The 24,148-nt window shown below is 70.5% G+C and carries 23 protein-coding genes and 1 tRNA gene; 10 read left to right on the top strand and 14 right to left on the bottom strand.

Annotated elements, in window-relative coordinates:
• The first annotated feature begins 12 nt into the window (after positions 1-12).
• The 3 genes from BN39_RS12210 (at position 13) to BN39_RS12200 (ending at position 3,619) form a co-directional block, all read left to right on the top strand.
• Positions 13-1,263: an acyl-CoA dehydrogenase family protein gene (locus BN39_RS12210; RefSeq protein WP_019202691.1), complete on the top strand. Its 1,251-nt coding sequence runs from the start codon at positions 13-15 to the stop codon at positions 1,261-1,263.
• A 696-nt stretch (positions 1,264-1,959) separates the two neighbouring features.
• On the top strand, positions 1,960-2,283 hold the full coding sequence (locus BN39_RS12205) for a transglycosylase family protein (protein WP_019202690.1): 324 nt from the start codon (positions 1,960-1,962) through the stop codon (positions 2,281-2,283).
• Positions 2,284-2,392: 109 nt separating this feature from the next.
• Positions 2,393-3,619: an MFS transporter gene (locus BN39_RS12200; protein WP_019202689.1), complete on the top strand. Its 1,227-nt coding sequence runs from the start codon at positions 2,393-2,395 to the stop codon at positions 3,617-3,619.
• On the opposite strand, the gene BN39_RS12195 is transcribed toward BN39_RS12200, so the two are convergent.
• The 6 genes from BN39_RS12195 to BN39_RS12170 all read right to left on the bottom strand — a co-directional run bounded on the left by BN39_RS12195 (position 3,585) and on the right by BN39_RS12170 (position 10,378).
• Positions 3,585-4,055: a GNAT family N-acetyltransferase gene (locus BN39_RS12195; protein ID WP_019202688.1), complete on the bottom strand. Its 471-nt coding sequence runs from the start codon at positions 4,053-4,055 to the stop codon at positions 3,585-3,587. The two genes, BN39_RS12200 and BN39_RS12195, sit on opposite strands and share 35 nt — an antisense overlap.
• Positions 4,056-4,167: 112 nt before the next feature.
• Positions 4,168-5,127: a sulfite exporter TauE/SafE family protein gene (locus BN39_RS12190; RefSeq protein ID WP_019202687.1), complete on the bottom strand. Its 960-nt coding sequence runs from the start codon at positions 5,125-5,127 to the stop codon at positions 4,168-4,170.
• 176 nt (positions 5,128-5,303) lie between these two features.
• A complete protein-coding gene (locus BN39_RS12185) occupies positions 5,304-6,545 on the bottom strand; it encodes an adenylate/guanylate cyclase domain-containing protein (protein ID WP_237741648.1) in 1,242 nt (413 codons plus the stop codon).
• A 62-nt stretch (positions 6,546-6,607) separates the two neighbouring features.
• Positions 6,608-7,153, bottom strand: a complete 546-nt coding sequence (locus BN39_RS12180; RefSeq protein WP_019202685.1) for a maltose acetyltransferase domain-containing protein — start codon at positions 7,151-7,153, stop codon at positions 6,608-6,610.
• Positions 7,154-7,235: 82 nt separating this feature from the next.
• A tRNA-Met gene (locus BN39_RS12175) sits at positions 7,236-7,309 on the bottom strand.
• Positions 7,310-7,420: 111 nt separating this feature from the next.
• Positions 7,421-10,378, bottom strand: coding sequence for a UPF0182 family protein (locus tag BN39_RS12170; protein ID WP_040766235.1), 2,958 nt, complete (start codon positions 10,376-10,378; stop codon positions 7,421-7,423).
• 79 nt (positions 10,379-10,457) lie between these two features.
• On the opposite strand from BN39_RS12170, the gene BN39_RS12165 reads away from it, so the two are divergent.
• Positions 10,458-11,054 carry a PPA1309 family protein gene (locus BN39_RS12165; RefSeq protein ID WP_019202683.1) on the top strand — a complete coding sequence of 199 codons (597 nt, stop codon included), beginning with the start codon at positions 10,458-10,460 and terminating at the stop codon, positions 11,052-11,054.
• Between the two features lie 10 nt (positions 11,055-11,064).
• Here the strand turns inward: BN39_RS12165 and BN39_RS12160 are convergent, their stop codons facing one another.
• Entirely contained in the window at positions 11,065-12,081 is a 1,017-nt protein-coding gene (locus BN39_RS12160; protein ID WP_019202682.1) for a PDZ domain-containing protein, read from the bottom strand.
• An 85-nt stretch (positions 12,082-12,166) separates the two neighbouring features.
• Between BN39_RS12160 and BN39_RS12155 the strand changes: the two genes are divergently transcribed.
• The 3 genes from BN39_RS12155 (at position 12,167) to BN39_RS12145 (ending at position 15,850) form a co-directional block, all read left to right on the top strand.
• Positions 12,167-13,528 (top strand): zinc-dependent metalloprotease, encoded by a 1,362-nt coding sequence (locus tag BN39_RS12155; protein WP_019202681.1) that lies wholly within the window; start codon positions 12,167-12,169, stop codon positions 13,526-13,528.
• 90 nt (positions 13,529-13,618) lie between these two features.
• The gene (locus BN39_RS12150) at positions 13,619-14,515 is read left to right on the top strand and encodes a hypothetical protein (RefSeq protein ID WP_040766230.1); all 897 of its coding nucleotides are present in this window, start codon (positions 13,619-13,621) and stop codon (positions 14,513-14,515) included.
• A gap of 18 nt (positions 14,516-14,533) precedes the next feature.
• Positions 14,534-15,850: an AarF/ABC1/UbiB kinase family protein gene (locus BN39_RS12145; RefSeq protein WP_019202679.1), complete on the top strand. Its 1,317-nt coding sequence runs from the start codon at positions 14,534-14,536 to the stop codon at positions 15,848-15,850.
• 56 nt (positions 15,851-15,906) lie between these two features.
• Here the strand turns inward: BN39_RS12145 and BN39_RS22770 are convergent, their stop codons facing one another.
• Positions 15,907-16,077 carry a winged helix DNA-binding protein gene (locus BN39_RS22770; RefSeq protein ID WP_019202678.1) on the bottom strand — a complete coding sequence of 57 codons (171 nt, stop codon included), beginning with the start codon at positions 16,075-16,077 and terminating at the stop codon, positions 15,907-15,909.
• Positions 16,078-16,091: 14 nt separating this feature from the next.
• On the opposite strand from BN39_RS22770, the gene BN39_RS12140 reads away from it, so the two are divergent.
• A complete protein-coding gene (locus BN39_RS12140; RefSeq protein ID WP_019202677.1) occupies positions 16,092-16,454 on the top strand; it encodes a VOC family protein in 363 nt (120 codons plus the stop codon).
• 7 nt (positions 16,455-16,461) lie between these two features.
• On the opposite strand, the gene BN39_RS12135 is transcribed toward BN39_RS12140, so the two are convergent.
• The 4 genes from BN39_RS12135 to BN39_RS12125 form a co-directional block, all read right to left on the bottom strand.
• On the bottom strand, positions 16,462-17,670 hold the full coding sequence (locus BN39_RS12135; RefSeq protein WP_019202676.1) for an acyl-CoA dehydrogenase family protein: 1,209 nt from the start codon (positions 17,668-17,670) through the stop codon (positions 16,462-16,464).
• A gap of 273 nt (positions 17,671-17,943) precedes the next feature.
• The gene (locus BN39_RS12130) at positions 17,944-18,228 is read right to left on the bottom strand and encodes a WhiB family transcriptional regulator (RefSeq protein ID WP_051159014.1); all 285 of its coding nucleotides are present in this window, start codon (positions 18,226-18,228) and stop codon (positions 17,944-17,946) included.
• A 221-nt stretch (positions 18,229-18,449) separates the two neighbouring features.
• Positions 18,450-18,656, bottom strand: coding sequence for a hypothetical protein (locus BN39_RS23495; RefSeq protein WP_159103246.1), 207 nt, complete (start codon positions 18,654-18,656; stop codon positions 18,450-18,452).
• Between the two features lie 151 nt (positions 18,657-18,807).
• The gene (locus BN39_RS12125; protein WP_040766229.1) at positions 18,808-20,904 is read right to left on the bottom strand and encodes an ATP-dependent DNA helicase UvrD2; all 2,097 of its coding nucleotides are present in this window, start codon (positions 20,902-20,904) and stop codon (positions 18,808-18,810) included.
• A gap of 77 nt (positions 20,905-20,981) precedes the next feature.
• Here BN39_RS12125 and BN39_RS12120 point away from each other — a divergent pair, with 77 nt between their 5' ends.
• Complete coding sequence (locus BN39_RS12120) at positions 20,982-21,221, top strand: mycoredoxin (protein ID WP_019202673.1); 240 nt, start codon at positions 20,982-20,984, stop codon at positions 21,219-21,221.
• 24 nt (positions 21,222-21,245) lie between these two features.
• On the opposite strand, the gene nudC is transcribed toward BN39_RS12120, so the two are convergent.
• On the bottom strand, positions 21,246-22,151 hold the full coding sequence (gene nudC / locus BN39_RS12115) for an NAD(+) diphosphatase (RefSeq protein ID WP_019202672.1): 906 nt from the start codon (positions 22,149-22,151) through the stop codon (positions 21,246-21,248).
• A gap of 14 nt (positions 22,152-22,165) precedes the next feature.
• Here nudC and BN39_RS12110 point away from each other — a divergent pair, with 14 nt between their 5' ends.
• On the top strand, positions 22,166-22,981 hold the full coding sequence (locus BN39_RS12110) for a sulfurtransferase (RefSeq protein ID WP_019202671.1): 816 nt from the start codon (positions 22,166-22,168) through the stop codon (positions 22,979-22,981).
• A gap of 52 nt (positions 22,982-23,033) precedes the next feature.
• Here the strand turns inward: BN39_RS12110 and BN39_RS12105 are convergent, their stop codons facing one another.
• Positions 23,034-24,134, bottom strand: a complete 1,101-nt coding sequence (locus BN39_RS12105) for a TrkA family potassium uptake protein (protein WP_019202670.1) — start codon at positions 24,132-24,134, stop codon at positions 23,034-23,036.
• Positions 24,135-24,148: the final 14 nt, after the last annotated feature.

Here is a 24,148-nt window from a genome sequence, read left to right as displayed (position 1 = left end):
GAAAGAACCATCATGGCAATCAATCTGGAACTTCCCAAGAAGCTCAAGGCCTCGGCGGAGATGTCCCACCAGGGCGCGGCCGAGATCTTCCGCCCCATCTCGCGCAAGTACGACCTCGCCGAACACGAGTACCCCAAGGAACTCGACACCATCGCGGCGCTCTACGACGGCCTCGCCGACGCCGGCCAGGCCCCGTCCGCCGCGAGCGGTGACCGCAAGAAGAGCGAGGCCCCCGAGGCCGAGGCGGAGAAGCCGAAGCCGGCGGTCGATGTCACTGCGGGCAACCGCAACGGCGGCACCATGGAGTCGATCATCAACGCGATCGAGATGTGTTGGGGCGATACCGGTCTCATGCTGGCGTTCCCGTTCCAGGGACTCGGCAACGCCGCGATCGCCGCGGTCGCGACCGACGAGCAGCTGGAGCGCTTCGGCAAGGTATGGGCCTCGATGGCCATCACCGAGCCCTCGTTCGGCTCCGACTCCGCCGCCGTCACCACCACCGCGACCCGCGACGGCGACGAGTGGGTCCTCAACGGCACCAAGATCTTCGTCACCTCGGGTTCGCGTGCCGACCACGTGGTCGTGTGGGCCACCGTGGACAAGAGCCTGGGCCGCGCGGCGATCAAGTCGTTCGTGGTGCCCCGCGAGCACCCCGGCGTGACCGTCGCCCGGCTCGAGCACAAGCTGGGCATCCGTGCGTCGGACACCGCGGAGATCCGCTTCGAGGACTGCCGCATCCCGTTCGAGAACATCCTCGGCAGCCCGGAAGTCAACGTGGAGAAGGGCTTCGCGGGCGTCATGCAGACGTTCGACAACACCCGCCCGCTCGTCGCCGCGATGGCGATCGGCTGCGCGCGCGCGTCGCTCGAGGAGCTGCGCACGGTCCTGGAGGACGCGGGTATCGCCATCGATTACGACGCACCGGTGAACACGCTGCCGCACGCGGCCGCCGAGTTCATCCGCCTCGAATCCGATTGGGAGGCCGCGTACCAGCTCACGCTGAAGTCCGGCTGGATGGCCGATAACAAGGTGCCGAACTCGATGAACGCGTCGATGGCCAAGGCGAAGGCCGGCCGCGTCGGCTCGGATGTGACCCTCAAGGCGGTGGAACTCGCGGGTGCGCTGGGATACTCGGAGCGCACGCTCCTGGAGAAGTGGGCCCGCGATTCGAAGATCCTGGACATCTTCGAGGGCACCCAGCAGATCCAGCAGCTCATCATCGCCCGGCGCCACCTGGATCTCACCAGCTCCCAGCTGAAGTAGCCCGGGGAGGATCCGACGGGGCGTCGCCATCATCGATGGCGGCGCCCCGTTCTCGTGCGCGCAACGTTTTTCGCGCACGCGGGCACATCTCGCGCACCGCGCGTCGTCCGCGCGCGGAGCAGCCCTCAGAGCGCGTGTCGCGGCCGAAAGTCCCGGCGACCCTTCCCCGGTACTCCGCGCCGCCCTACCTCCGTAAGGAAAGTAGTTGCGCTGCTATCGGAATCGAATCTCGTTCATCATTTCGTGACCGAATTGTCGTGACGCCAGTCACATTTTTTCTGTGACCTCCACCACTTCGCGCTGGTCAGTGCCTATGCGAACTATTGCTAGCATCATTACGGCTGACCTGGTCTTACCCACCTCACAGCCTACCGTGATCTTTTCGTTATCAAACGGAGACCGTCTCGTGGCGGGGATGACGCCGGGCCGAGAACCACCTAGTGTTCATCAGGACCCGTTCACGGGACGAAAACTGAATCCACGAACCCCGCGTGTGTGTGTGGGCCCGCCGCCGAAAGAGTGCATCCAGCCTCTGGCGCCGGACCGCTTCAGCGCGACGCACCACGTCGCCGAAGCAGGTTGAGTGCTCTTCTCAGCCCACTGCCGTGCCCGACAGAGAAGGCACGGTCCACTTCTTCCCCGACACTTCGGCCCCTATCGGGCCATGTCCTGGCATGCGCATGGCGAAAGGAAAACATGAAGAACCTCCGTAAGACCCTGGGCATGATGGCCGTTACCGGCGCGATCGTCGCCGCTCCCGTCGCTTTCGGCGCCGGCACCGCGAACGCCAGCAGCGTCGATTGGGACGCCATCGCCGCCTGCGAGTCGGGTGGCAACTGGTCCACCAACACCGGCAACGGCTACTACGGCGGCCTGCAGTTCAGCCCGTCGACCTGGCAGGCCAACGGCGGCTCGGGCATGCCCCACAACGCCTCCAAGGCCGAGCAGATCCGCGTGGCGGAGAACATCCTCGCCTCGCAGGGCATCGGCGCGTGGCCGAGCTGCGGCGGCCGCGGCTAAGAGCCTGTCGCACACTGACGAACGCCTGTGGCGGTCGGTCCCCGAAGGGATCGGCCGCCACAGGCGTTTCCGCGTTCGCACCGAGGGCCGCACCTGACAGAATCAGCGGGTGCTCCGCTCCGGCGTCCTCGTCCTTCTGACGGGGCTCTACTTCGCGCAGGGACTCCCCTTCGGCTTCTTCACCCAGGCCGTGCCGGTGCTCCTCCGTGACGCCGGCTACTCCCTCACCGCGATCAGTCTCACGTCACTCCTGTACGCGCCGTGGGGCATCAAGTTCCTCTGGGCCCCTGCCGTCGACCGGCTGGGCACCCGCAGGCGGTGGCTCCTGATCACCCAGCTCGGCTCCGCGGGCACGGCGTTCGCACTCGCCGCGACCGACGTCACCGGCTCCCTCCGGTGGGTCTTCGTGGGCATCGCCGTGATCAACCTGCTGGCGGCCACGCAGGACGTGGCGACCGACGGCCTCGCGGTGCGGCTCCTCGGGCCCCGCGATCGGGGCATCGGCAACGGCATCCAGACCGGCGCCTACCGGATCGGGATGATCGTGGGCGGCGGAGGCCTGCGGTGGGTGTTCTCCGAATACGGCTGGCGCGTGCTGATGCTCACCCTCGGGTGCCTCATCCTGCTCTGCACGCTGCCGGTCGTCGCTCTCGTCCGCGACGAGCCGCGGACCGTCGAACCCGAGCCCGCGCGCGAGGCACTGACGACGGCGTGGTGGCAGCGCCTGCGCCGCCCCGGCGTGGTCGGCCTGATCGCGCTTCTCGCGGCCTACAAGTTCGGCAACGCGATGGCCTCGTCGATCGCCGGTCCGTTCCTGCACGACGTGGGACTGAGCCTCGGCCAGATCGCGCTCGTGAGCGGCGCCCTGAGCTCCGCGGGCGCACTGCTCGGCTCCGCCGTCGGCGGATGGCTGGCCTACCATTACGGCCGGCGGCCCGCCCTCCTCGCGGGCGGCGTCGCGCAGACCCTGGCGATCGGGCTGTACGTCGTCGCCGCCGCCGGTTTCGGCGGTTACGGACTCGTGGTGACCGCGACGATGACCGAGCACGTCCTCGGAGGCGCCGCCACCGTCGCCCTGTTCACCCTGATGATGGACGCCAGCGAGCGCGAGTTCGCCGGGGCCGATTACACACTGCTGGCCTGCGCAGTGGTGGGCGCGCAGGGCCTCGCCGGATTCGCCGGGGGCGCGGTGGGCGACGTGTTCGGCTACACCGCGGCGTTCGGGACCGGGATGGTGCTCTCCGGTATCGGGTGCGCGGTGTTCGTCCGCGCCCTCGACCGCGGGGCCGGGCCGGAGTCACTCACGACGTGGGCACCTCGGGCGTCCAGAGCATGAGCTCATCCGCGGAACGGAATCCCATGCGGCGGTACAGGTCCACCGACTCATCGGTCGGCGAGAGAACCAGCCTTCGGTAATCGCGCGAGCGGGCCTCTTCCTGCGCCCGCTCGACCAGTGCCCGGCCCACTCCCTGCCGCCGCGCGGCCGGAAGCACGAAGAGGTGACCCACGTATCCCCATGCGGCCGGCACCGCGCCCGGCATCGGCATCCGCCGGTACTCGTGCACCGTGATCATCCCCGCGACCCCGCCGCGGTCAGAGCGGTCCCCCGCCACGAACACCGTGCGATCGTCGTCGACCCACCACCGCCGGATCTGCTCGGTGAACCCGTCGTCGCAGGGCCCGTGGGCGCGGCCCGTCGTGGCGGCCCAGGCGTACCGCAACGCGGCCACCACGGCCGCGTCCCGCGCGGGATCGGCCCTCCAGACGTCCATGCCGCCAGGTTACAAGCGGACGCGTCGCGAATCTTCGCTGTAGAGGGTGGACGCGGCCATTATGGCTGCGAGGTACCTCTGCGGCGAAGATTCGCGACGCGGGGCGGGGCGATCAGGCGGGGACGGGCTCCCTGGGCTCCTCGGCCTTCGGGTCGTCGGCGTTGCGCTCGGCGAGGGCGCTGATGGAGTCGGCGGACTCGACACTCGCGTCGCGGCGGTACTGGACGAAGGAGTACGCGAAGGCCGCGATCCACAGCGCCACGATGAGGATGTACACGATGCGCGTGACGCCCGGATCGAGCGCGAGACCGCTCTTGCCCATCAGCGTCTTGGCGTTGGTGAGGATGATCAGGCCGCCCACCGAGGCGCCCAACAGGCGCGGCGGGAAGTGCCGCACGAGCCAGGCCGCGATCGGGGCCGCGATGACGCCGCCCAGCAGGATCGCGCCGGCGTAGGCGAAGTTCACGCCCTCGCCGCCGAGGTTGGCGAGGAAACCCAGGGAGGCGGCGAGCGCGATGAGGAACTCACTGGTGTCGATCGTGCCGACCACCTTGCGGGGCTCCATCCGGCCCGAGGCGAGCAGCGCGGGGGTCCCGACGGGGCCCCAACCGCCGCCGCCCGTCGCGTCGACGAAGCCGCCGAACAGGCCGAGCGGGGCCAGGAAGCGGCGCTTGAGCGGGCGGCCCAGGTTCTTGGTGTCGATGCCGCGGAAGGTGAAGCGCAGGAGCACGTACAGGCCCAGCAGCAACAGGATCGTCGACATCACCGGCTTGGCCACCTCGGTCGAGAGGTTGGAGAGCACCGTCGCACCGATGAACGCACCGATCGCGCCGGGGACGCCGATCCGGCGGACGACCTTCCAATCGACGTTGCCGAAGCGCCAGTGCGAGGCGCCCGATACGGCGCTGGTGCCGATCTCCGCGAGGTGGACGGTCGCGGAGATCGCGGCCGGCGACAGCGTGGTGAGTGCGACGAGGAACGTCGTGGCGGTGACGCCGAAGGCCATTCCCAGGCTCCCGTCCACGAGCTGCCCCAGCAGCCCCACGAACGCGACGATGACCAGAGTCGGCATGGTGATTCTCCCTGTACGGCTGATCCGGACGAAGGGACTCGTCCGTGTATGACAGGCCACTCTGCCGTTCAGCGCTCCGTCCGGGAACGGTCCCGATCACGGTGATCGGAACTCGGGTGTCGCTCAGCCGCCGTCCGGGACGCCGGAGAGGCGGCTCGACGGCGACTCCAGCGAACTCATCGCGGGCGGGCGCCCTCGCCGACGAGGAACCACGTGCGCTGATCGGGCTTGCCCTTCACGGCGATGATCCCCCGCTCCTCGAAGTCGAAGCCCTCCTCGGACAGCCTGTCGCGCACCGACGATGTGACCTGGATGCGGTCGACGATCCCCGTCGACTCCATCCGGGACGCGACGTTGACCGCGTCGCCCCACACGTCGAAGAACACCTTCTTCGAGCCGACGATGCCCGCCACCACCGGCCCGTCGGCGAGACCGATCCGCATCGGCGTCGCCCGGCCGTCCGCGTCGGCGACGGACGCGGCGGCGACCCGCATCGCCAGCCCGAACCGGGCCAGGGCGGCGAGGTGATCGCGCCGCGGCTCGGGTACGCCGCTGACCACCATGTACGAGTCGCCGGACGTCTTGATCTTCTCCAGGCCGTGCGCCTCCACCAGACCGTCGAGCACCGTGTAGAGGCGGTCGAGGTACCGCACCACCTCGGCGGGAGCCGTGTGCCCGGACATCTCGGTGAACCCGGCGATATCGGCGAACAGGACCGAGGCGTCGTCATAGGCGTCCGCGACCTCGCGGTGGCCCGGCTGCTTGAGCCGGTCCGCGACGCTGCGCGGAAGAATGTTGTCGAGCAGCGCCTCCGACCGCCGGTACTCCTCCGCGAGGGCCGCCTCGGCGCGGGCGATCTCGAACAGCCCCGAGCCGACGGTCGCCACCGCCAGCGTGGCCGCGACCGTCACGTTGATCACGAATCCCACGGTGAGCAGCCACGGCGGCGCCAGGCCGGTGTCCTCGGGCACCGCGAAGTGAAGGTGGATCACCGCCGCCAGGCACAGCGCCACCACCACGGCGGACGCCACGACCCTGCGGATGCCGACCACCATCGGCACCCCGACGGCCATGACCAGGAAGTAGTAGAGCAACCCGGCGCCCTCGCCGATCGCGGTGCACAGGCTCCACAGAGCGGCGGACGCGACGATGAAGAAGCCCGTGGCAGGAGCGAGCGCGCCGAGCCGGCGCAGGGACGGGACCACGGCGAACGCCGCCCCGGACACGGCGTTGATCACCGCGACGTTCACCGGCCCGCCGAACGCGCCGCCGATCACGGCGAAAACGAAACTCACCGCCGATGCTCCGTACGCGGCGATCGAGACCAGGCGACGCCCGCGCCGATCGGTCTCCGATGTCTCGCGCTCGTCCACGTCGCGCGAAGAGCACCACGTCCGGAGGTCTGCGCTGGTCGGCACAGCAGCGAGCGTACGCAGGAAAGCCCCGTGCCGGTCCGGATACGGCGGCAATCGTGCTGCGACTACTCCGGCGGGAGTCGCCGCACGACACGGCAGGGGTTGCCGACCGCGACCACGTGGTCCGGGACGTCGCGGGTGACGACGCTGCCCGCCCCGATCACCGCGTTCCGGCCGATCCTCACGCCGGGACACACGATCACGCCGCCGCCCAGCCACACGTTGTCGCCGATCGCGATCGGTTCCGCGGTCTCCCAGCGCGCACGCCGCGCCGCGTGGTCCCCGACCGGATGCAGGGCCGTGAGGAGTTGCGCCCGTGGCCCGACGGACACGTCGTCGCCGATCGAGATGGGCGCGCAGTCCATCAGGATCGCGTCGTAGTTGAGGAAGCTGTTGGCTCCGATGGTGATGTGAGCGCCGTAATCGCACTGGAACCGCGGCATGACCCAGGATCCCTCGCCGATGCCGCCCAGAAGCTCCTGGAGGATCCGGAGGCGCTGCGCGTCGTCGTCGGCGGCGGTGCCGTTGAACCGGTCCAGCAGCCGGCCGCACGCCTTCCGCATGGCCACGAGCTCGGGATCGCTGTCGCGATACGGCTCGCCCGCGAGCATCCGTCCCCGTTCGTCGATCACCCCACGACCGTACGCGGAAATGCGAAAGGGCCCCGGATTTCTCCGGGGCCCTTCGACCTAGTAGCGGGGACAGGATTTGAACCTGCGACCTCTGGGTTATGAGCCCAGCGAGCTACCGAGCTGCTCCACCCCGCGTCGGGTGAACACCACGTTACTGGAAGCTGCTCTCGATGTGCAAATCACTTGAACGTGACGCCCGTCTCCCCCGCCGCCGCGACGCTCTCACGAGCGACGGGGGAACCGGAATCAGTTGCCGCCCTGCGACTTGCCCTCGGCCTCCTGCAGCTTGCCCACCGCGTCGCCCAGGCGCTTCATCGCCTGGCCCACGGCGACCTGATCGCCGCTGCGCTGCGCCGAGAGCACCGCTCCCCACGCATCGGACACGGCCTGCACCGCCGCCTCGAGCTCGGGCGTCTCGGGGCCACCGGGCACGATGCCCGGCGTCGTGCCGGGCTGCTGCCCCTGCTCCCCGTTGGGGCCGGGCACCGTCGCGCCCGCCGTCGGCCCGCTCACACCGGGCGCGGCCGCGGCGAGGGCCGCGTCCACCCCGCGGAAACCCGCCTGCGTCAGCGACGCGGCGACCGTCGGCTGGTAGCCGGCACCGGAGGTGACCGGGTTCAGCGTGAGCACCTTGATCAGCTTCGGCGGCGTGTTCTGCTCGCTGCTCTGCGCGTACATCGGCCACACGTACACCTGACCGCCGTTCGCGAGCCCCAACGCTTGGAGGTTGCCGAACCGCGGGTTGAGCGCGCTGATGTTGGCGTTGTCCGCGGTGTACGGGGGCGAGCCCTTGATCAGGTCCGCCGCCTGGCTCGGGCCGGGCGTGCGACGGGGCATGTCGCGCACGATGATCCGGCCCGCGTCATCCCCGTCCGAGGACACCGACACCCGCGCCGACACGTACGGCTGGTCGCGCGGCTGCAGCACGGACGACAGCTGGAACTGCGCCGGACCGCCGCCGGGCTGCGCCGCGACGGAGTAGTACGGCGCCTGCAGGCCGTCCTTGTCCGGGGTGTCCGCGGGGGCGCCCGCCACCTGCCACACGTCGTTCTGCTGACGGAAGGTGTTGGCGTCGTTCGTGTGGTACTTCTGCAGCAGGAACCGCTGCACCTCGAACAGGTCCTGCGGGTAACGGAAGTGCTGCCGGATCTCCGACGGGGCGTTGCCGCCCGGCTCGATCACGCTGGGGAAGATCTTCTTCCACGCGTTGAGCACCGGGTCCTTGTCGTCCACCTGGTACAGGTGTACCGACCCGTCGTACGCGTCGACGGTGGCCTTCACCGAGTTCCGGATGTAGCCCACCTTCTCGTCGGGCTGGCGCCGCTGCTGCGGCTGGCCCGGCGCGGCCTGCTGACGGGAGCCGGTGGCGTCCGACAGCGAGGTCTGCTGCGCGTAGGGGTACTTCGGCAGCGTGGTGTAGCCGTCGACAACCCACTGGATGCGGCCGGACCGCGAGTCCACCACCGGGTACGTCTTCGTGTCCACCGTGAGGAACGGCGCGATCTGCTTGACGCGGTCGCGCGGGTCGCGCTGGTAGATGATCTTCGACTCGTCACCGATGTTGGGGTTCAGCAGGATGTTCCGCTCGGTGAACTTGATCGCGTAGGCCAGGCGCGGCAGCCACGAGCCCACGTTCACGCCGCCGTCGCCCTCGTACCGCGAGCGCGCGGTGTCCGAGTCGTACTCGCGCGCCTCGCCCTTGCTGCCGACGATCGAGTAGAAGTTCGGGTCCGAGCCGATGATCTCGCCGTAGTAGAGCCGGTTCTGCTTGACCGTCTGCTGCTTGCCGACACCGTCGCGGGTGAACACCGGCTGGCCGCCGGCGGTGTTGTTCACCGCGTCCTTGTTGCCCTCGGTGACCACCTGGTCGACCTCGCCCGCGGGCGCGGTGATCAGGCCGTTGCCGTGGGTGTAGACCATGTGCCGCGACGTCCAGTCGGTGGGCGTCTTGTCCGGGTTCAGCTCGATCGGCGCCATCAGCACGTTGGTGGGCCGGCCGCCCACGTCGTACCGGTCCACCGCCAGCTGGTCCGGGAGGCGGTAGTACTCCTTGAGCTGGTTGAGCGTGGAGAAGGCGCGCGAGACCACGTTCGGGTCCAGTAGGCGCACGTTCTGCAGCGACGGCGCGTCCTTCTGCGTCAGGGTCTGCAGCGTGTCGTCGGAGACCTTGGAGTCCGTCTTCTCGTATTTGGCGTCGGTGAGCCCGTACGCCTCCTTGGTCGCCTCGAGGTTCCTGTTGATGTACGGCAGTTCACGCTCGGTGTTCGGGCCGACGGAGAAGGTCTGCACCGCCTGCGGCCAGCCGAACCCGACGACCAGCGAGGAGAACAGCATGAGCACGGTGGCGATCGCCGGGACCCGCAGGTCCCTCATCACGATGCCCGCGAAGAACGCCGCGGCGCAGATGATCGCGATGCCCGTGAGGATGGCCTTCGCCGGGAGCACCGCGTTGATGTCGGTGTAGTTGGCGCCGGTGAACATGCTGGACCGGTTCGAGTAGACCAGCGCGTACCGGTCGAACCAGTAGGCCACGGCCTTGGTCACCAGGAACACGCCCGCGATGGAGGCCAGCTGGATACGGGCGCCGCGCGAGAGGGAACCGTCCCGGCCCGCGAGCCGGATTCCGCCGAACACGTAGTGCGCCAGCAGATTCGCCAGGAACATCACGATGAGGCCGGCGAACACGAAACCGAGGAGGAACTCGATGAACGGCAGCGTGAACGCGTAGAAGCCGATGTCCTTGCCGAACTCGGGGTCCTGCACGCCGAACGTCTCGCGGTTGAAGAACAGCAGCACCTGCTGCCACGACGCCTGCCCGAAGATGCCGGCGATGAGGCCGACGAGAACGGCGGGAACCACGGCGAAGGTCTTCAGCTTGCTGGTGACCACCGCGCGGTAGCGCACCACCGGATCGTCGGTGGGCGAGGGCAGGAACGCGGGCCGCACCCGGTACGCGAGCCACATCCCGGCGAACGTGAACACCGCCAGGATCAGGCCCGTGATCACGAACAAGCCGAACCGCGACAGCAGCACCGTGCGCAGCACGCCCGCGTGTCCCAGCGAGGAGAACCACAGGAAGCCGGTGTACACGTCCACCACCCGCGGCCCGATGAGCAGCAGTGCGAGCAGCACCACCGCAAGGCCGATCAAGATCTTGGCGCGCCTCGAGAGCGAGGGGACACCGGCAGCACGAGGAGTCGTCACGACAACTACTGTACGGATTTGTCCCGATCCTTCCTCGGGGCGGCTCCGTGCTGCGCCCGGGGAATGCGATCATGGGGTCGTGACCTACGACGAGCAGGAATTCGACGAGGCGGCGCTGGGCCGCGCCGCCCGCGAGGCCATCGAGTTCGTGGAGCCGCAGGGGTGGGGCCAGCCGCCCCAGCTGTTCGGCTTCGTCCCCACCTCACTCCTGGCCACCAGCCAGCCCGAATGGGCCGACATGCTCGACGACGGCGCCTCGCTCACCGTCATCGAGCAGGAGCCGCTGCCCGGTGATCCGGAGGGCGGGAGCTCCGAACTCGATCACGTGCTCGCCACCACCACGTGGCCGGACGAGGTGGTCGGCTGCGCGCTGGTGCAGGAGATCATCGTGCTGCCCCCGGCCGCGGAGGCCGATCTCGACGGTGCGCTCGAGCCCCACCTCGACGACGTCTCGAAGGCCGACCGCGCCGGTCGCGCGGCCGCCGAGAGCCACCCGGGCCGCAAGACCGCGCGGATGGTCGCCGCGGTGCTCCGCGACGGGCACCGGATCACGCTGCTCATGGTGCGCCCGGACGACGAGGACGACGACCCCTTCGCCGCCCCGGACCTGCTGCGCGCCGATCAGCTGGCGCCCGGCCTGGTGCAGGGGCTGCTCGCCACCTTCGACGAGGATTAGCCGACCGCCGTCAGCACGAGGGCGCGGGGCGCCCCTCCCGCACGTCGTCCAAGGCCTTGACCGCACCGTCGACGTTCTCCACCTTGACCAGCCGGAGGCCGTCGGGCGGCGACGTCTTGGCCTCCTGGCAGTTGCCCGACGGGACCAGGAACACCGACGCACCGTCGCGCTTGGCGCCCTTGAGCTTGTGCGAGATCCCGCCGATCGGGCCGACCGCACCGTCGGCCGCGATCTCGCCGGTGCCTGCGACGATCTTGCCGCCGGTGATGTCGCCCGGCTGCACCATGTCGATGATGCCGAGCGTGAGCATCAGGCCCGCCGAGGGGCCGCCCACCTTCTCCACGCCGAAGCCGACCTTGACCTTGGGGTCCGCGGGCACCTGCCCGACCACGATCCCGAGGCGGGCCTTGCCGTCCTTCTCGTCGAGCACGACGGGGACCTGCGCCGGCCCCTCGGGCCGGAGCACGCCCACCGTCACCGTGTCGCCGCGCTTCTTCCCCTCCATTGCCTTCGCGACCGACGCGGCGTCCGTGGTCGGGGCGCCGTCCACCGACTGGATGACGTCGCTGCCGCGCAGCTTCCCGTCCGACGGTCCGCCCTGGACCAGCGCGGACACGCCGGTGGCGGTCGGGACCTTGAGATAGCGCAGCGCCGCGAGGGTGGCCGAGGACTCCGACCCCGTGAACTGCTCGCGGTTCCCCTGCTCGATCTCCTCGCGGGTGGCACCCGGCTTGTAGTAGGCGTCCCGCGGAGCGAGCTGCTCACCGGACGCCCACTTGCCGAGGGCGCTGAACAGGTTGAGCCCGTCGGTCACCGCGATGGTGGTGAACCGCAGCTGCCCGGCCGGATGGTGCACGGGGAGGCCCTCGACCTTGATGACCTGCTTCTTGTCGTATTCGCCGAGGGTGTCGGCGGTGTCGCCGGGGCCGACCGCCACGTAGGGCACGGTCACGAACATCCCGAGCAGCACCAGCACCAGAAGCGGCACCAGGGCCGCCAGCACCGTCGTGATCCTGCGCTCCGTCACAGGCACCCACAGTAGCGGCCGCCTGTTCGCTGACGGCGTGACGGAGGCTGCGGCGGACCGTCGACGCGGGCAGTACCGTGGAATCATGAACGACTTGCCCTTCGGATTCTCCGCGTCGAACGACGACGGCGACGGCCGTGACAAGCCGTTCGGCGCCGACCCCAACCAACCCTTCGACATGAGCCAACTCGGCGACATGCTCAGCCAGCTCGGCCAGATGATCTCCGGCATGGGCGCGGGGATGACGGCGCCGGGCGGCCAATCCGGCGACCCGGTCAACTACAGCGTGGCCGCGCAGCTCGCCCGGCAGACCCTCGGCAAGCACGAGCCGGTGTCGGACCGCCAGCGCAACGCCGTCGACGAGTCCATGCACCTCGCGCAGCTGTGGCTGGACGAGGCGACGGTGCTGCCCGCCGGCCCGCAGAAGACGGTCGCCTGGACGCCCGTGGACTGGCAGGAGAAGACCCTGCCCACGTGGAAGCGGCTCGTGAACCCCGTCGCCGAGAAGATCTCCGGCGCATGGCTTCAGGGCATGCCCGAGGAGGCGCGGGAGATGGCCGCGCCCATGATGGGCATGTTCACCCAGCTGGGCTCGATGTCCTTCGGCACGCAGCTCGGCCAGGCCCTCGGCAGCCTGTCCAAGGAGGTGCTCACCAGCACCGACATCGGCCTGCCCCTGGGGCCGGACGACAGCGCGGCCCTGCTCCCCGAGGCGATCGAGGCGTTCAGCAAGGACCTGGAGCAGAAGGACCAGGAGATCCTCGTGTTCCTCGCGGCCCGCGAGGCGGCGCACCAGCGCCTGTTCTCGCACGTGCCGTGGCTGCGCTCGCGCCTGCTGGACACGGTCGAGCAGTACGCCCGCGGCATCCAGATCGACATGTCCGGCATCGAGGAGCTCTCCCGCAACCTCGACCCGTCGGCGCTGCAGGACCCGGCCAAGCTCGAGGAACTGATGTCCGCGCAGGGCGCGGCGCTGCAGCCGAAGACCACGCCCGAGCAGACCGTGGCGCTCGAGCGTCTCGAGACACTGCTGGCGCTCATCGAGGGCTGGGTGGAGACCGTGGTGCACGCCGCGATCGCGGACCGGCTGCCGAGCGCCGCCGCGCTGCGCGAGACGATGCGCCGCCGCCGGGCATCCGGCGGGCCCGCGGAGCAGACCTTCGCCACCCTGGTCGGCCTGGAGCTGCGGCCCCGCAAGGTCCGCGAGGCCGCCGACCTGTGGGAGCGGCTCCTGACCGCCACCTCGCTCGAGCAGCGCGACGGGGTCTGGGCACACCCGGATCTCATTCCCGACGCCTCGGACCTCGACTCCCCCGCCGGCTTCATCGACCGGTTCCTCGCGGACTCCTCCGACCTGGACGACCCCATCGCCGCGATCGAGCGCGAGATGCGCCGGGACTCCGGCGAGCCCGGGGATTCCGGGATTTCCGACGAGTCCGAGAAGTAGCACGTAACCCCTGGTGGACGCCGGTCATCCCCTGTGGATAACCGGCGTTCTCCGCGTGTGCGCGGGTCCGCGGGATGCGAGGCTCGGCGCATGGAGGAACGCGTCCGGGTAGACCCCTATCTGACCGTCGTGGTGCGGCCGCCCACGCTCGTGCAGCTCGGTGCCGCGGCCACGGGCGCCCCGGTGCTCCGGCCGCCGTCGTGGCTGCCGCCCGACACCGCCGCCGGGCTGGTCCGATGGATGCAGACCTACCGCACCCGGCGGGAGGTGGAACGACGGGCGGCCGACTCGGGGATGACGGAGGGCGACGTGGCGGAGCTCCTCGCCGAGCTGCGCGCGCACGGCCTGCTGCAGCGCGAGCCCGCGGGCGCGCCGCTGCACGTGTACCTGCACGGCAAGGGCCCCGTCGCCGATTCCCTGCTCGGCGAACTCGAATCGGTCGACGCGGTGCGGGTGAGCGCCGGGACCGCCCGCGGCTGGACTCCGACGGGCCGCGGCATCGACCTCGCGGTGCTCACCGACGTGCTGACGCCGGATCCCGTGCTGGTCCGCAGGCTGATGCTGGCCCGGGTACCGCACCTGCCGGTCCTGGTGCGCGACGGCATCGGAGTGGTGGGGCCGCTCGTCCTGCCCGGCGCCTCCCCGTGCCTGCGGTGCCTGGACCACACCCGCTCCGACGCCGACCCCGGTTGGCCGACCCTCGCGTGCCAACTGTTCGGCCGGACGGGACGCGCCTCGGACCAGGTCCTTCGGGTCACCTCCGCGGTGGCGGCCCAGCAGGTGGGTGCGATCGCGGCGTTGAGGGCCGACGAACCCGCGCCGGGCGACGGCGCCGGGACCGCCCTCCGGAGCGCCCCTCTGGATGTGCTCGGATGTACTTTGGAGGTCGAGGGCTGCGGCATCGCCGTCCGGCGTTGGACCATGCACCCCGGCTGCGGATGCGGTCGTCCCGCCGACGACACCGCCGCGGCCGCCACGACAGGATGACGTACATCAGGGGGCCAGGTGTCCGAGATCACCCGCGGCGGCGCGAAGCGCACCGCGAAACTGGCGGGCCTTCCCCTCGGGATGGCGAGCCGAACGGCCGTGGGCTGGGGCAAGCGCCTCGCCGGCGCCGACCGCGACGCGGTGAACGCCGAGCTGCAGGCCAAGGCCGCCGAGCAGCTGTTCGAGGTGCTCGGCGAGCTCAAGGGCGGCGCCATGAAGCTGGGGCAGGCCATGAGCGTGATGGAGGCCGCGGTGCCACCGGAGTACGCCGAGCCCTACCGCGAGGCGCTGGCCAAGCTGCAGAACGAGGCCCCGCCGATGCCCGCCGCGACGGTGCACAAGGTGCTCGACCAGCAGCTGGGGACGGGCTGGCGGGACCGGTTCGGCTCGTTCGACGACGAGGCGGCCGCCTCCGCATCGATCGGCCAGGTGCACCGCGGCGTGTGGGCCGACGGCCGCGAGGTGGCGATCAAGGTGCAGTACCCGGGTGCCGACGAGGCCCTGCGCGCCGACCTCAAAGCGCTGGGCCGCCTGAGCTCGGTGATCAAGCCGCTGACGCCGGGGGCCGACATCAAGTCCCTGGTCCAGGAGCTCACCGACCGTACGGAGGCCGAGCTCGACTACCGCTACGAGGCCACGAACCAGCGCAAGTTCGCCAAGGCCTTCGACGGGGACCCGAACGTGGTGGTCCCCAAGATCATCGCGAGCGCACCCAAGGTGATCATCAGCGAATGGGTCACCGGGAAGCCGCTGCGCGAGGTGATCTCGTCGGGAACGCAGCAGGAGCGGAACGACGCCGCCGCCAAGCTCACCGAGTTCGAGGTGAGCGCGCCCGCCCGCACCGGCCTGCTGCACGGCGACCCGCACCCGGGCAACTTCATGATCGCCGACGACGGCCGCCTCATAGCGCTCGACTTCGGCGCGGTCGCCGAGTACCCGGGCGGTATCCCGCCCGCGGTCGGCGAGATCCTCCGGCTGGCCCGCGACGAGGACTACGAGGCGCTGTTCCCGCTGCTGCGCAGCCAGGGGTTCATCCCGCCGCGCCTGGACATCACGCCGGACGAGATCCGCTCGTACCTCGCGCCGTACGTCGATCCGCTGCGCTCGGAGAGCTTCCACTTCACCCGCAAGTGGCTGATGCGGGTGGCCAACACGTCGGCCGATGTGCGCAGCGAGCAGTTCCAGACCGGCCGCAAGCTGTCGCTGCCCACCGAGTACGTGATGCTGTTCCGCGTGCTGCTCGGCATGGTGGGCATCTGCTCGCAGATGGAGGCGGAGGCGCCGTACCGGGCCATCGTCGAGCACTGGGTGCCGCTGCTCGACACCGAGGACTAGACCCTCACCTCTCGCGCAGCCTGCGCAGGACCGCCAGCGCCGCACCCAGTTCGGCGTCATCGAGGCCGCGGGCGGGCTCCGCCGCGCAGGCCGCGGGCGGGCCCCACGTGGTCGAGCGCGGCGGCACCGTCGGGCGTGAGGCGCACCAGGGGCGCCCGACGGTCCGCCGGATTCGGTCCCCGTTCCACCAGGCCGTCGCGTTCGAGCCGCTCGACGGTCTCGCGCACGCTACGGTTCGAGCATGACCACACCGCGGATCTCCCGGATCGTCGTCTCCGTGTCCGGGCTCGAGCAGGCGCTCGGCTTCTACCGGGACCTGCTGGGACTGCCGGTGGAACGCGCGGCCGGCGAACTCGCGTGGCTGCGCACCGACGACGGCGTCGAGCTCATGCTGCACGAACGCCCGGCGCGGGCCAGTGACACCGCTGTCGCGCTCGGCTTCCTCGTCGACGACGTGGACGCGACCGTCGCGCGGTGGATCGACGACGGCGGCGCCGTGGCCGACGCCCCGTCGACGAGGCCGTGGGGCGAACGGATGGCCGTCGTGCGGGACGCCGACGGCCACCTCGTCTGCCTGTCACAGCCCGCCTCGGCCCCCGCGTGAGCGCACGTCACGCGAACGCGCCCGAGCCCGTGATGTCCCGGCCGACGATGAGCGACTGCACCTCGGCGGTCCCCTCGTAGGTGACCAGCGCCTCCATATCGCAGAGGTGACGCATGACGTGGAAGTCGAGCGTGATCCCGTTGCCGCCGAGCACGTCCCGCGCCAGGCGGCACACGTGCCGCGCCTTGACGCTGCAGAAGTACTTCGCCAGGGCGGCCATGGTGTCGGTGACCGCACCCTCGTCGAGCAGCCGGCCCAGGCGGATGCAGTACAGCTGCATCGCTGTGACCTCGGCGAGCATCTCCACCAACTTCGCCTGCACGCCCTGCGTCGCCGCGATCGGCTTGCCGAACTGGATCCGCCGCTGCGCGTACGTGAGCGCGATCTCGTAGGCCGCCACGGCGTGCCCGGCGGACGCCCACGCCACCATGTTCCTGGTGCCCATGAGAACCTTGGCCACGTCGGGGAACCCGTTGCAGTGCACCAGCCGCCGGTCGTCGGGCACGCGGACCCCGTCGAGCACGATGTCCGCGTTCTGCACCATCCGCAGCGACACCTTGCCCTCGATCTTGGTAGCGCCGTATCCGGGGTCGTCCTTCTCCACGACGAACGCCTTCACCTTGCCGTCGGCGGTGTCGCGCGCGAACACCACGATGACGTCGCACCACACCGCGTTGCCGGGCCAGCGCTTGGCGCCGTTGAGGACCCAGTGGTCGCCGTCGCGGGTGGCCGTGGCCTCGAGGGCCACCGAGTCGGAACCGTGGTCGGGCTCGGTGAGCGCGAAGGCGCCGATCCTCTCGAGCCGCGCCATCGCGGGCAGCCACCGCTCCCGCTGCTCCTCGGAGCCCAGCTTGTACACGGACTGCATGGCGAGCCCCACGTGCACGCCCATGAAAGTGCCTATGCTGCCGTCGATCCGGCCGAGCTCGTAGGAGACGAGCCCCTGCCCCACCGCGGTCATCGGGGTGATGCCGTATCCGCTCATCGTGTCGCCCACGATCTGCAGATCGCGGAGCTTCGGAAGCACCTCGAAGGGGAATTCGCCGCGCTCCCAGTAGTCGTTGACGATCGGCAGCAGTTCCCGCTCACCGAAGTCGCGCACCTTGTCGAGCAGTGCGGACTCGTCCGGGCTGAGCAGGGCGCGCATGTGCAGGTAGTCGGTCCCGCGGGCGCGGGCGATGCCGTCGGCCAGCGCGGCGGTGGTCTGATCGGTCATGGGAGGTCCCTTCGTCGGCGTGATCGCCTCGCGCTCGCCGTGTGAGGCGGGTCACGGCGGGCGCATTCCCAGTGTGCGGGGCGGGACCGGCGGGAGCCTATGTGCGGGGAGACAGTCCGCGGGACGTCGCGGCGTGACGGGGACCAACGGGTCGCCCTGCGCCGCTGCCGGCGCGCCGGCCCGAGGCGCACCGGCCCCGGAGACGAGTGAGCCCCGGTCTCCCGAGGCCCTGCTGCGAGGGCCGGGAGCCGGGGCTCACCGTGTCGAGCGGCGTCACGCCGCGTTCTTCCGCGGCCGTCCGCGAGGACGCTTGCGGGCGATCACGACACCCTGGTCGAAGATCTGTCCGCCCCACACGCCCCACGGCTCGCCACGCTCGAGAGCGGCGGCGAGGCAGGCGCGCTGGAGGGGGCATCCTTCGCAGAGCTGCTTGGCGTGCTCGAGGTCCGACGGGGCCTCGGCGAACCACAGGTCGGGATCGGTTGCGCGGCAGGGGATACTGCCGCTGATGTCGATGTCAACTTCTTCGATGTTTCGGACGACCGGGCGTTCGTCCATGATGGTCGGCACTTCTGGTCACCTTTCCGCCTGGTTCACAGGCGGCCTCGGTAGCGGCGCCGGGTAGGCGCACGGGATGTTCTCTGACGGTGAGTGCGCGAACCGTGTGGCGGTGACCTGCTCGAGGCCCCGACGAGGCGGGGCGGATCAGGTACCGGAGAACCACGGGTTCCGCGCGGCTGCGGGTCCCGTGGTGAATGTGATGGAGGTGGGTCTGAGACCTAACCTCGTCGCATGGAACACACGGGGCGCGTGAGCGGTTCGCGATCGACGACGTACGTCGCCTTGCCGGTGCGATGACGCCAGGGTCGCGGCGTCATGACGGGCAGGGCGTGGGCGGAGGCGTCGACACGAACCGCTGCTGCAGCGAACACTCCACCCTCTGCTGCGGTGAACTGCTGTCCTGCGTTGATGATTGCGTTGTTCATTTCGTTTGCCTCCTTCCATGCGTACGGTCAATCACGGCTCGGCGGGCGAGGCGGCCAGAAACCAGCCTCGCGCGTCTTCCCGTGCGGTCGAGATCCACAGTATGCGGGCGAAACTATTCACACAAGTTATTTTTGACCTGCGGTTTCGGCGCTACCCGTGCTCGGAGACGAGCGCCAGGACCTCGTCACCGTACTTGTCAGCTTTCGTGGCGCCGATGCCGTTGATCCGGACCAATTGGGCGCGGCTGCGCGGCTGGTGCTCGGCGATCGCGAACAGGGTGGCGTTCGAGAAGATCGTGTAGGGCGGGATCTGCTGGTCGCTGGCCTGGCTCGTGCGCCACACCTTGAGCGCCTTGAGCAGCTCGTCGTTGAGGTCCGAGGGGCAGTCCTCGCAGCGGGAGAGCAGCTTCTCCTCGCGGGTGTCGAGGATCGAACCGCACACCCGGCACACGTCCGACGAGCGGCGCTTGCCCTTCGACGGCCCGGAGTCGACGAGGGTGCGCGGCCGGCCCGCGTCGGCGTGCGCGGAGACCACGTCGAGGAAGCGGGTGCGCTTCCGCGTCTTGCGGCCGCCCTCGTTGCGGGCCAGCGCCCAGGACAGGTGCAGGTGCTCGCGGGCGCGGGTCACGCCCACGTACAGCAGTCGGCGCTCCTCCTCGATCGGCTCCGGGTCGCCCTTGGCGATGGCCTGCGCGATCGGCACCGATCCCTCGGTCAGCCCCACCAGGAACACCGCGTCCCACTCCAGGCCCTTCGCGGCGTGCAGCGACGACAGCGTGACGCCCTGCATGGTGGGCGGGTGCTTGGCCTCCGCGCGGGCGCGCAGCTCCCCCAGGAGTTCGGCGAGCGTCAGCCCGGGACGCTCCCTCGCCAGGTCGGCGGTGAGCTCCACCAGCGCGTTGAGCGCCTGCCAGCGTTCCAGGGCGCGCGCACCGTCGGGCGGCTCCTTGGTGAGGCCGAGGCCCTCCAGGGCACCGGAGACGAGGGACAGCAGCTCGTCGCCCGAGACGCCGCCGAACTGGCCCGCGCGGGACATCAGGGCGCGGACGGCCTGCCCGATCTCGGGCCGCTCGAAGAAGGCGCTGCCCCCGCGCACCTGGTACGGGATACCGGCCTCGGTGAGCGCGGCTTCGTGGACGGCCGACTGCGCGTTGATCCGGTAGAGGATGGCGATCTCGCTGGCGGGAACGCCCTTGGCCATGAGCTCGCGGATCCGGGTGGCCACGAGCTTGGCCTCGGCCGGCTCGTCGTCGGCCTCCGCGTAGATGGGTGCGGGACCGTCCCCGCGCTGCCCCACCAGCTCGAGCCGGGTGCCCGCGACGCGGCCCTTGGCCTCCCCGATCACCTTGTTGGCCAGGGCGACGACCTGCGGCGTGGAGCGGTAGTCGCGCTGCAGCCGCACGATGGTGGCGTCCTCGAACCGGCGGGTGAAGTCCAGCAGATAGTTCGGGGTGGCGCCGGTGAAGGAGTAGATGGTCTGGTTCGCGTCCCCGACCACGGTCAGGTCGTCACGCTCACCGAGCCACGCGTTGAGCAGCTGCTGCTGCAGGGGCGTGACGTCCTGGTACTCGTCCACGACGAAGCTGCGGTAGCGGTCCCGGAACTCCTCCGCCACCACGGGGTTGTCCTCCAGGATGGCGGCGGTGACCAGGATCAGGTCGTCGAAGTCGAGCAGCCGGTTGCCCTCGGCGTCGGTCTTGCGGCGCTCGTAGGCGGCGTACACGTCGGCGACGGTGCCGGGCGCCATCGGCGCGGTGCGGTCCGCGTCCTCGACGGCCTTGGCGTAGGTCTCCGGCGTGACCAGCGATGCCTTCGCCCAGTCGATCTCGGACAGCAGGTCGCGCACGGTGTCCGTCTCCGGCCGCAGGTCGCAGTCGCGCGCCGCGCGGCCGACGATGGGGAACTTGTTGTCCAGCAGCTCCCAGCGCGTGTCCCCGATGGCGCGCGGCCAGAAGTACCGCAACTGCCGCATCGCGGCGGCGTGGAACGTGACGGCCTGGACGCCGGGCGCACCGTCTCCCCCGCCGATGTTCAGGCTGCGCAGCCGGGCCCGCATCTCTCCCGCGGCGCGGGAGGTGAACGTGACGGCGAGCACCTGACCGGCGGCGACGTGCCCCGTGGACACCTGGTGCGCGATCCGGTGGGTGATCGTGCGGGTCTTACCCGTGCCCGCGCCCGCCAGCACGCACACCGGCCCTCGCGGCGCGACGACCGCTTCCTGCTGCTCCGGGTCCAATGCTTCGATCACGGCCCCGAGTATTCCAGCCCGCCCCGACAAGTCCGGGGCGGGGAAGAATCGCGGCCCGCGCATGGTTGGCTACAGGTATGAGCCAGCTGACGATGTACACCACCACGTGGTGCGGATACTGCAACCGCCTCAAGACCGGCCTCAAGGCCAACGGGATCGAGTGGACCGAGATCAACATCGAGGAGGATCCGTCGGCCGCGCAGTTCGTCGAGGGCGTCAACGGCGGCAACCAGACCGTGCCCACCGTGAAGTACACCGACGGCAGCACCGCGACCAACCCGTCGCTCGCCGACGTCAAGCGCAAGCTGGGCGTCTGATCCGGTCCGTCTGTTCGGACTCCGTCAGTCGACGCCCGCCCAGGCCTCGACGATGCCCCGGGCGATGGAGATCGAATTGGGCAGCAGGAGCGGGGCATCGGGGGCATCGGTGCTCCAGTCGCCCGCCGCCAGCGCCTCGCGCACCTGCAGGCGGCTGAACCAGCGCGCCTCGGCGATCTCGCCGTCGTGGAAGGTCAGCTGCGCCTCCCGATCCGCGCGGGCCGTGAACCCCAGCATGAGCGACCGCGGGAACGGCCACGGCTGGCTGGCGACGTAGGCGATGTCGTCGACCTCGATGCCCACCTCCTCGCGCAGTTCCCGCGCCACGCACTGTTCGAGCGACTCGCCCGGCTCCACGAAGCCCGCGAACAGCGAGAACAGTCGCTCGGGCCACTGGTGTTGGCGGCCCAGCAGCACCTGATCCGCGCCGTCGTGGACCAGCGTGATCATCGCCGCGTCGGTTCGCGGGAACTCCTCCGCACCGGACTCCGTGGAGCGCACCCAGCCGGCGCGGCCGGGCACCGTCGGGCCCCCGTCGACCGGGGAGAACCCGGCCGACGCGTGCCAGTTCAGGATGCCGAGCGCCTCGGCGATCAGCGCCGAATCGACCGGTGAGAGCAGGTGCCCGCGCATCCGGAGGTCCGCGCCGTCGAACTTCTCCACCCGCAGGGCGAACACGAGCGCACCGTCGACCCTGCCGAGCAGGACCGCGCCCACCGGGCGTTCGGCGGCGATCTCGTGGCCGCGCGCGAACACGAGCGCGGTGCCGTCGAGGGCGAAGCGGCCGCGCGGGTCGACCCGCAGCACCTCGGCGGTGGGCCACGCCGTGTCGAGGGCCGCGGGGTCGGCGCGCAGCTCGTCGGCGCGGTCGACGTGGTAGCGGGAGAGGAGAGGGGGCACTGTCAGGGTGAGCTTTGCCACGCTCACCATCGTAGGCTGAGGGCATGATCGAACCGATCGTGGACGCCGCCCGGGTGCGCGCCGAGCCCACCGTGATCCTCGCCGACACCCGCTGCTACCTGGACGGCAGCTCGACGCGGGAGGCCTACGACGCGGGGCACGTCCCGGGCGCGGTGTACGTCGATCTGGACACCTTCCTCGCGGGGTCGCCGAGCGCGGCCGAGGGCCGCCACCCGCTTCCCTCACCCGAGGTGTTCGCCGCGGGGATGTCTGCGGCCGGGATCGGCGACGGCGCCACCGTGGTGGCCTACGACGACGCGGGCGGCGTGATGGCCGCGCGGCTCGTGTGGATGCTGCGCGCGCTCGGCGAATCCGCGGCACTGCTCGACGGTCCGCCCGAGGCGCTCGGCGCGTTCACCCCGGAGAGCGCGCCGCCGGCTCCCGCGGAATTCACCCCGCGCCCCTGGCCGACGGAACTGCTGGCCTCGCTCGACGACACCGCCCGCGCCGCCGAATCCGGCGCGATGCCGGTGATCGACGCCCGGCCCGCGGACCGATTCGCCGGGGAGAACGAGACGATCGATCCCCGCGCCGGCCACATCCCCGGCGCCCGCAACGTTCCGTGCCGGGAGCACGTCGTCGAGGGCGCGCTGCTGCCCGTCGACGTGCTCCGGCAACGGTTCTCGGACGCGGGCCTCACGCCCGACGGGCCGTTCATCGCCTACTGCGGGTCGGGCGTCAGCGCCTGCCACGACCTCGTGGTCGCGGAGCACGCCGGCTTCGGCCACGGCCTGCTGTACCCGGGAAGCTGGTCCCAGTACTCGGCCGACGACTCCCGCCCCGTCGCCACGGGCCCCTGACCGCCGTCCGGCAGCCGGCCCTCGTAGGACCCGAATCTCGGAACGCGGGTGGCTAGTTGGGGACCTTGGCGTCGGCGTTGCGGACGAACAGGAGGCGGTCGCCGGCCTCGACGACGGCGACGGCGGGCGAATCGACGCGGTACAGATTGCCCTTGCGGACCACGCCGAGAACAATGTTCGGCAGGTGGCGCGGGGAGCGGCCCACCTCGACGCGGGTCACCTCGCGCTCGGCGATGTTGAAACCGTCGCCCGGGGACAGCAGGTCCTCGATCATCTCCACCACCGACGGGGTCGTGGTGGCCATGCCCAGCAGGCGGCCCGCGGTCTCGGAGGAGACCACCACGGAATCGGCGCCGGACTGCCGCAGCAGGTGGGTGTTCTCGGACTCCCGGATGGAGGCGACGATCTTGGCCCTCGGCGCCAGCTCGCGCGCCGTGAGGGTGACCATCACCGCGGCGTCGTCCCGGTTCGCGCCGACGATGATCGACGCCGCGCGGGGCGCGCCCGCGAGCCGCAGGACGTCGGCCTTGGTGGCGTCGCCGCGGACGGTGACGAGACCATCGATCTCGGCGGCCTCCAGGACGGCCTGATCGGTGTCGACGACGACGATCTTGCTCGGCTCCATGCCGTCGTTGATCATCGCGCTCACCGCGGTCCGGCCCTTGGTGCCGTAGCCCACGACGATCGTGTGGTTGTGCACAGCAGACCTCCAGCTCTTGATTTTGAACGCCTGCCGGGACCGCTCCGTGAGGACCTGCAGAGTGGTACCGACCAGGACGATGAGGAAGAGCACGCGCAAAGGCGTGATGAGTAGAACGTTGATCAGTCGCGCCGACTGCGTGACCGGCGTGATGTCGCCGTAGCCCGTGGTCGAGAGCGAGACCGTCGCGTAGTACAGGCAGTCGAGGAACGTCAGCTGCTTGTTGGTGGTGTAGTCGCCCTCGATGGCGGCGTCGCGGTAGCCGTCGCGCTCGAGGTACACCACGATCACGGCAAGGAAAAGCGCTCCGAGGGCGACGAGGACGCGGGCACCGATGGCGCGCCAGGGACTGGCGTCCCCCGCGGGGATCCGCAGGACGCTGACCAGTGCGTGGTCGGGGAGATCCGTCAGCTCGGACTTGCTCCGGCGACGGAACTTGGTTCGTGCGGCCATTACCTACCTGGACG

Source organism: Tsukamurella sp. 1534 (genome assembly GCF_000312385.1).
Classification (GTDB): domain Bacteria; phylum Actinomycetota; class Actinomycetes; order Mycobacteriales; family Mycobacteriaceae; genus Tsukamurella.
The sequence above is the reverse complement of the archived record's forward strand: the minus strand, read 5'-3'. Positions and strand labels throughout refer to the sequence as shown.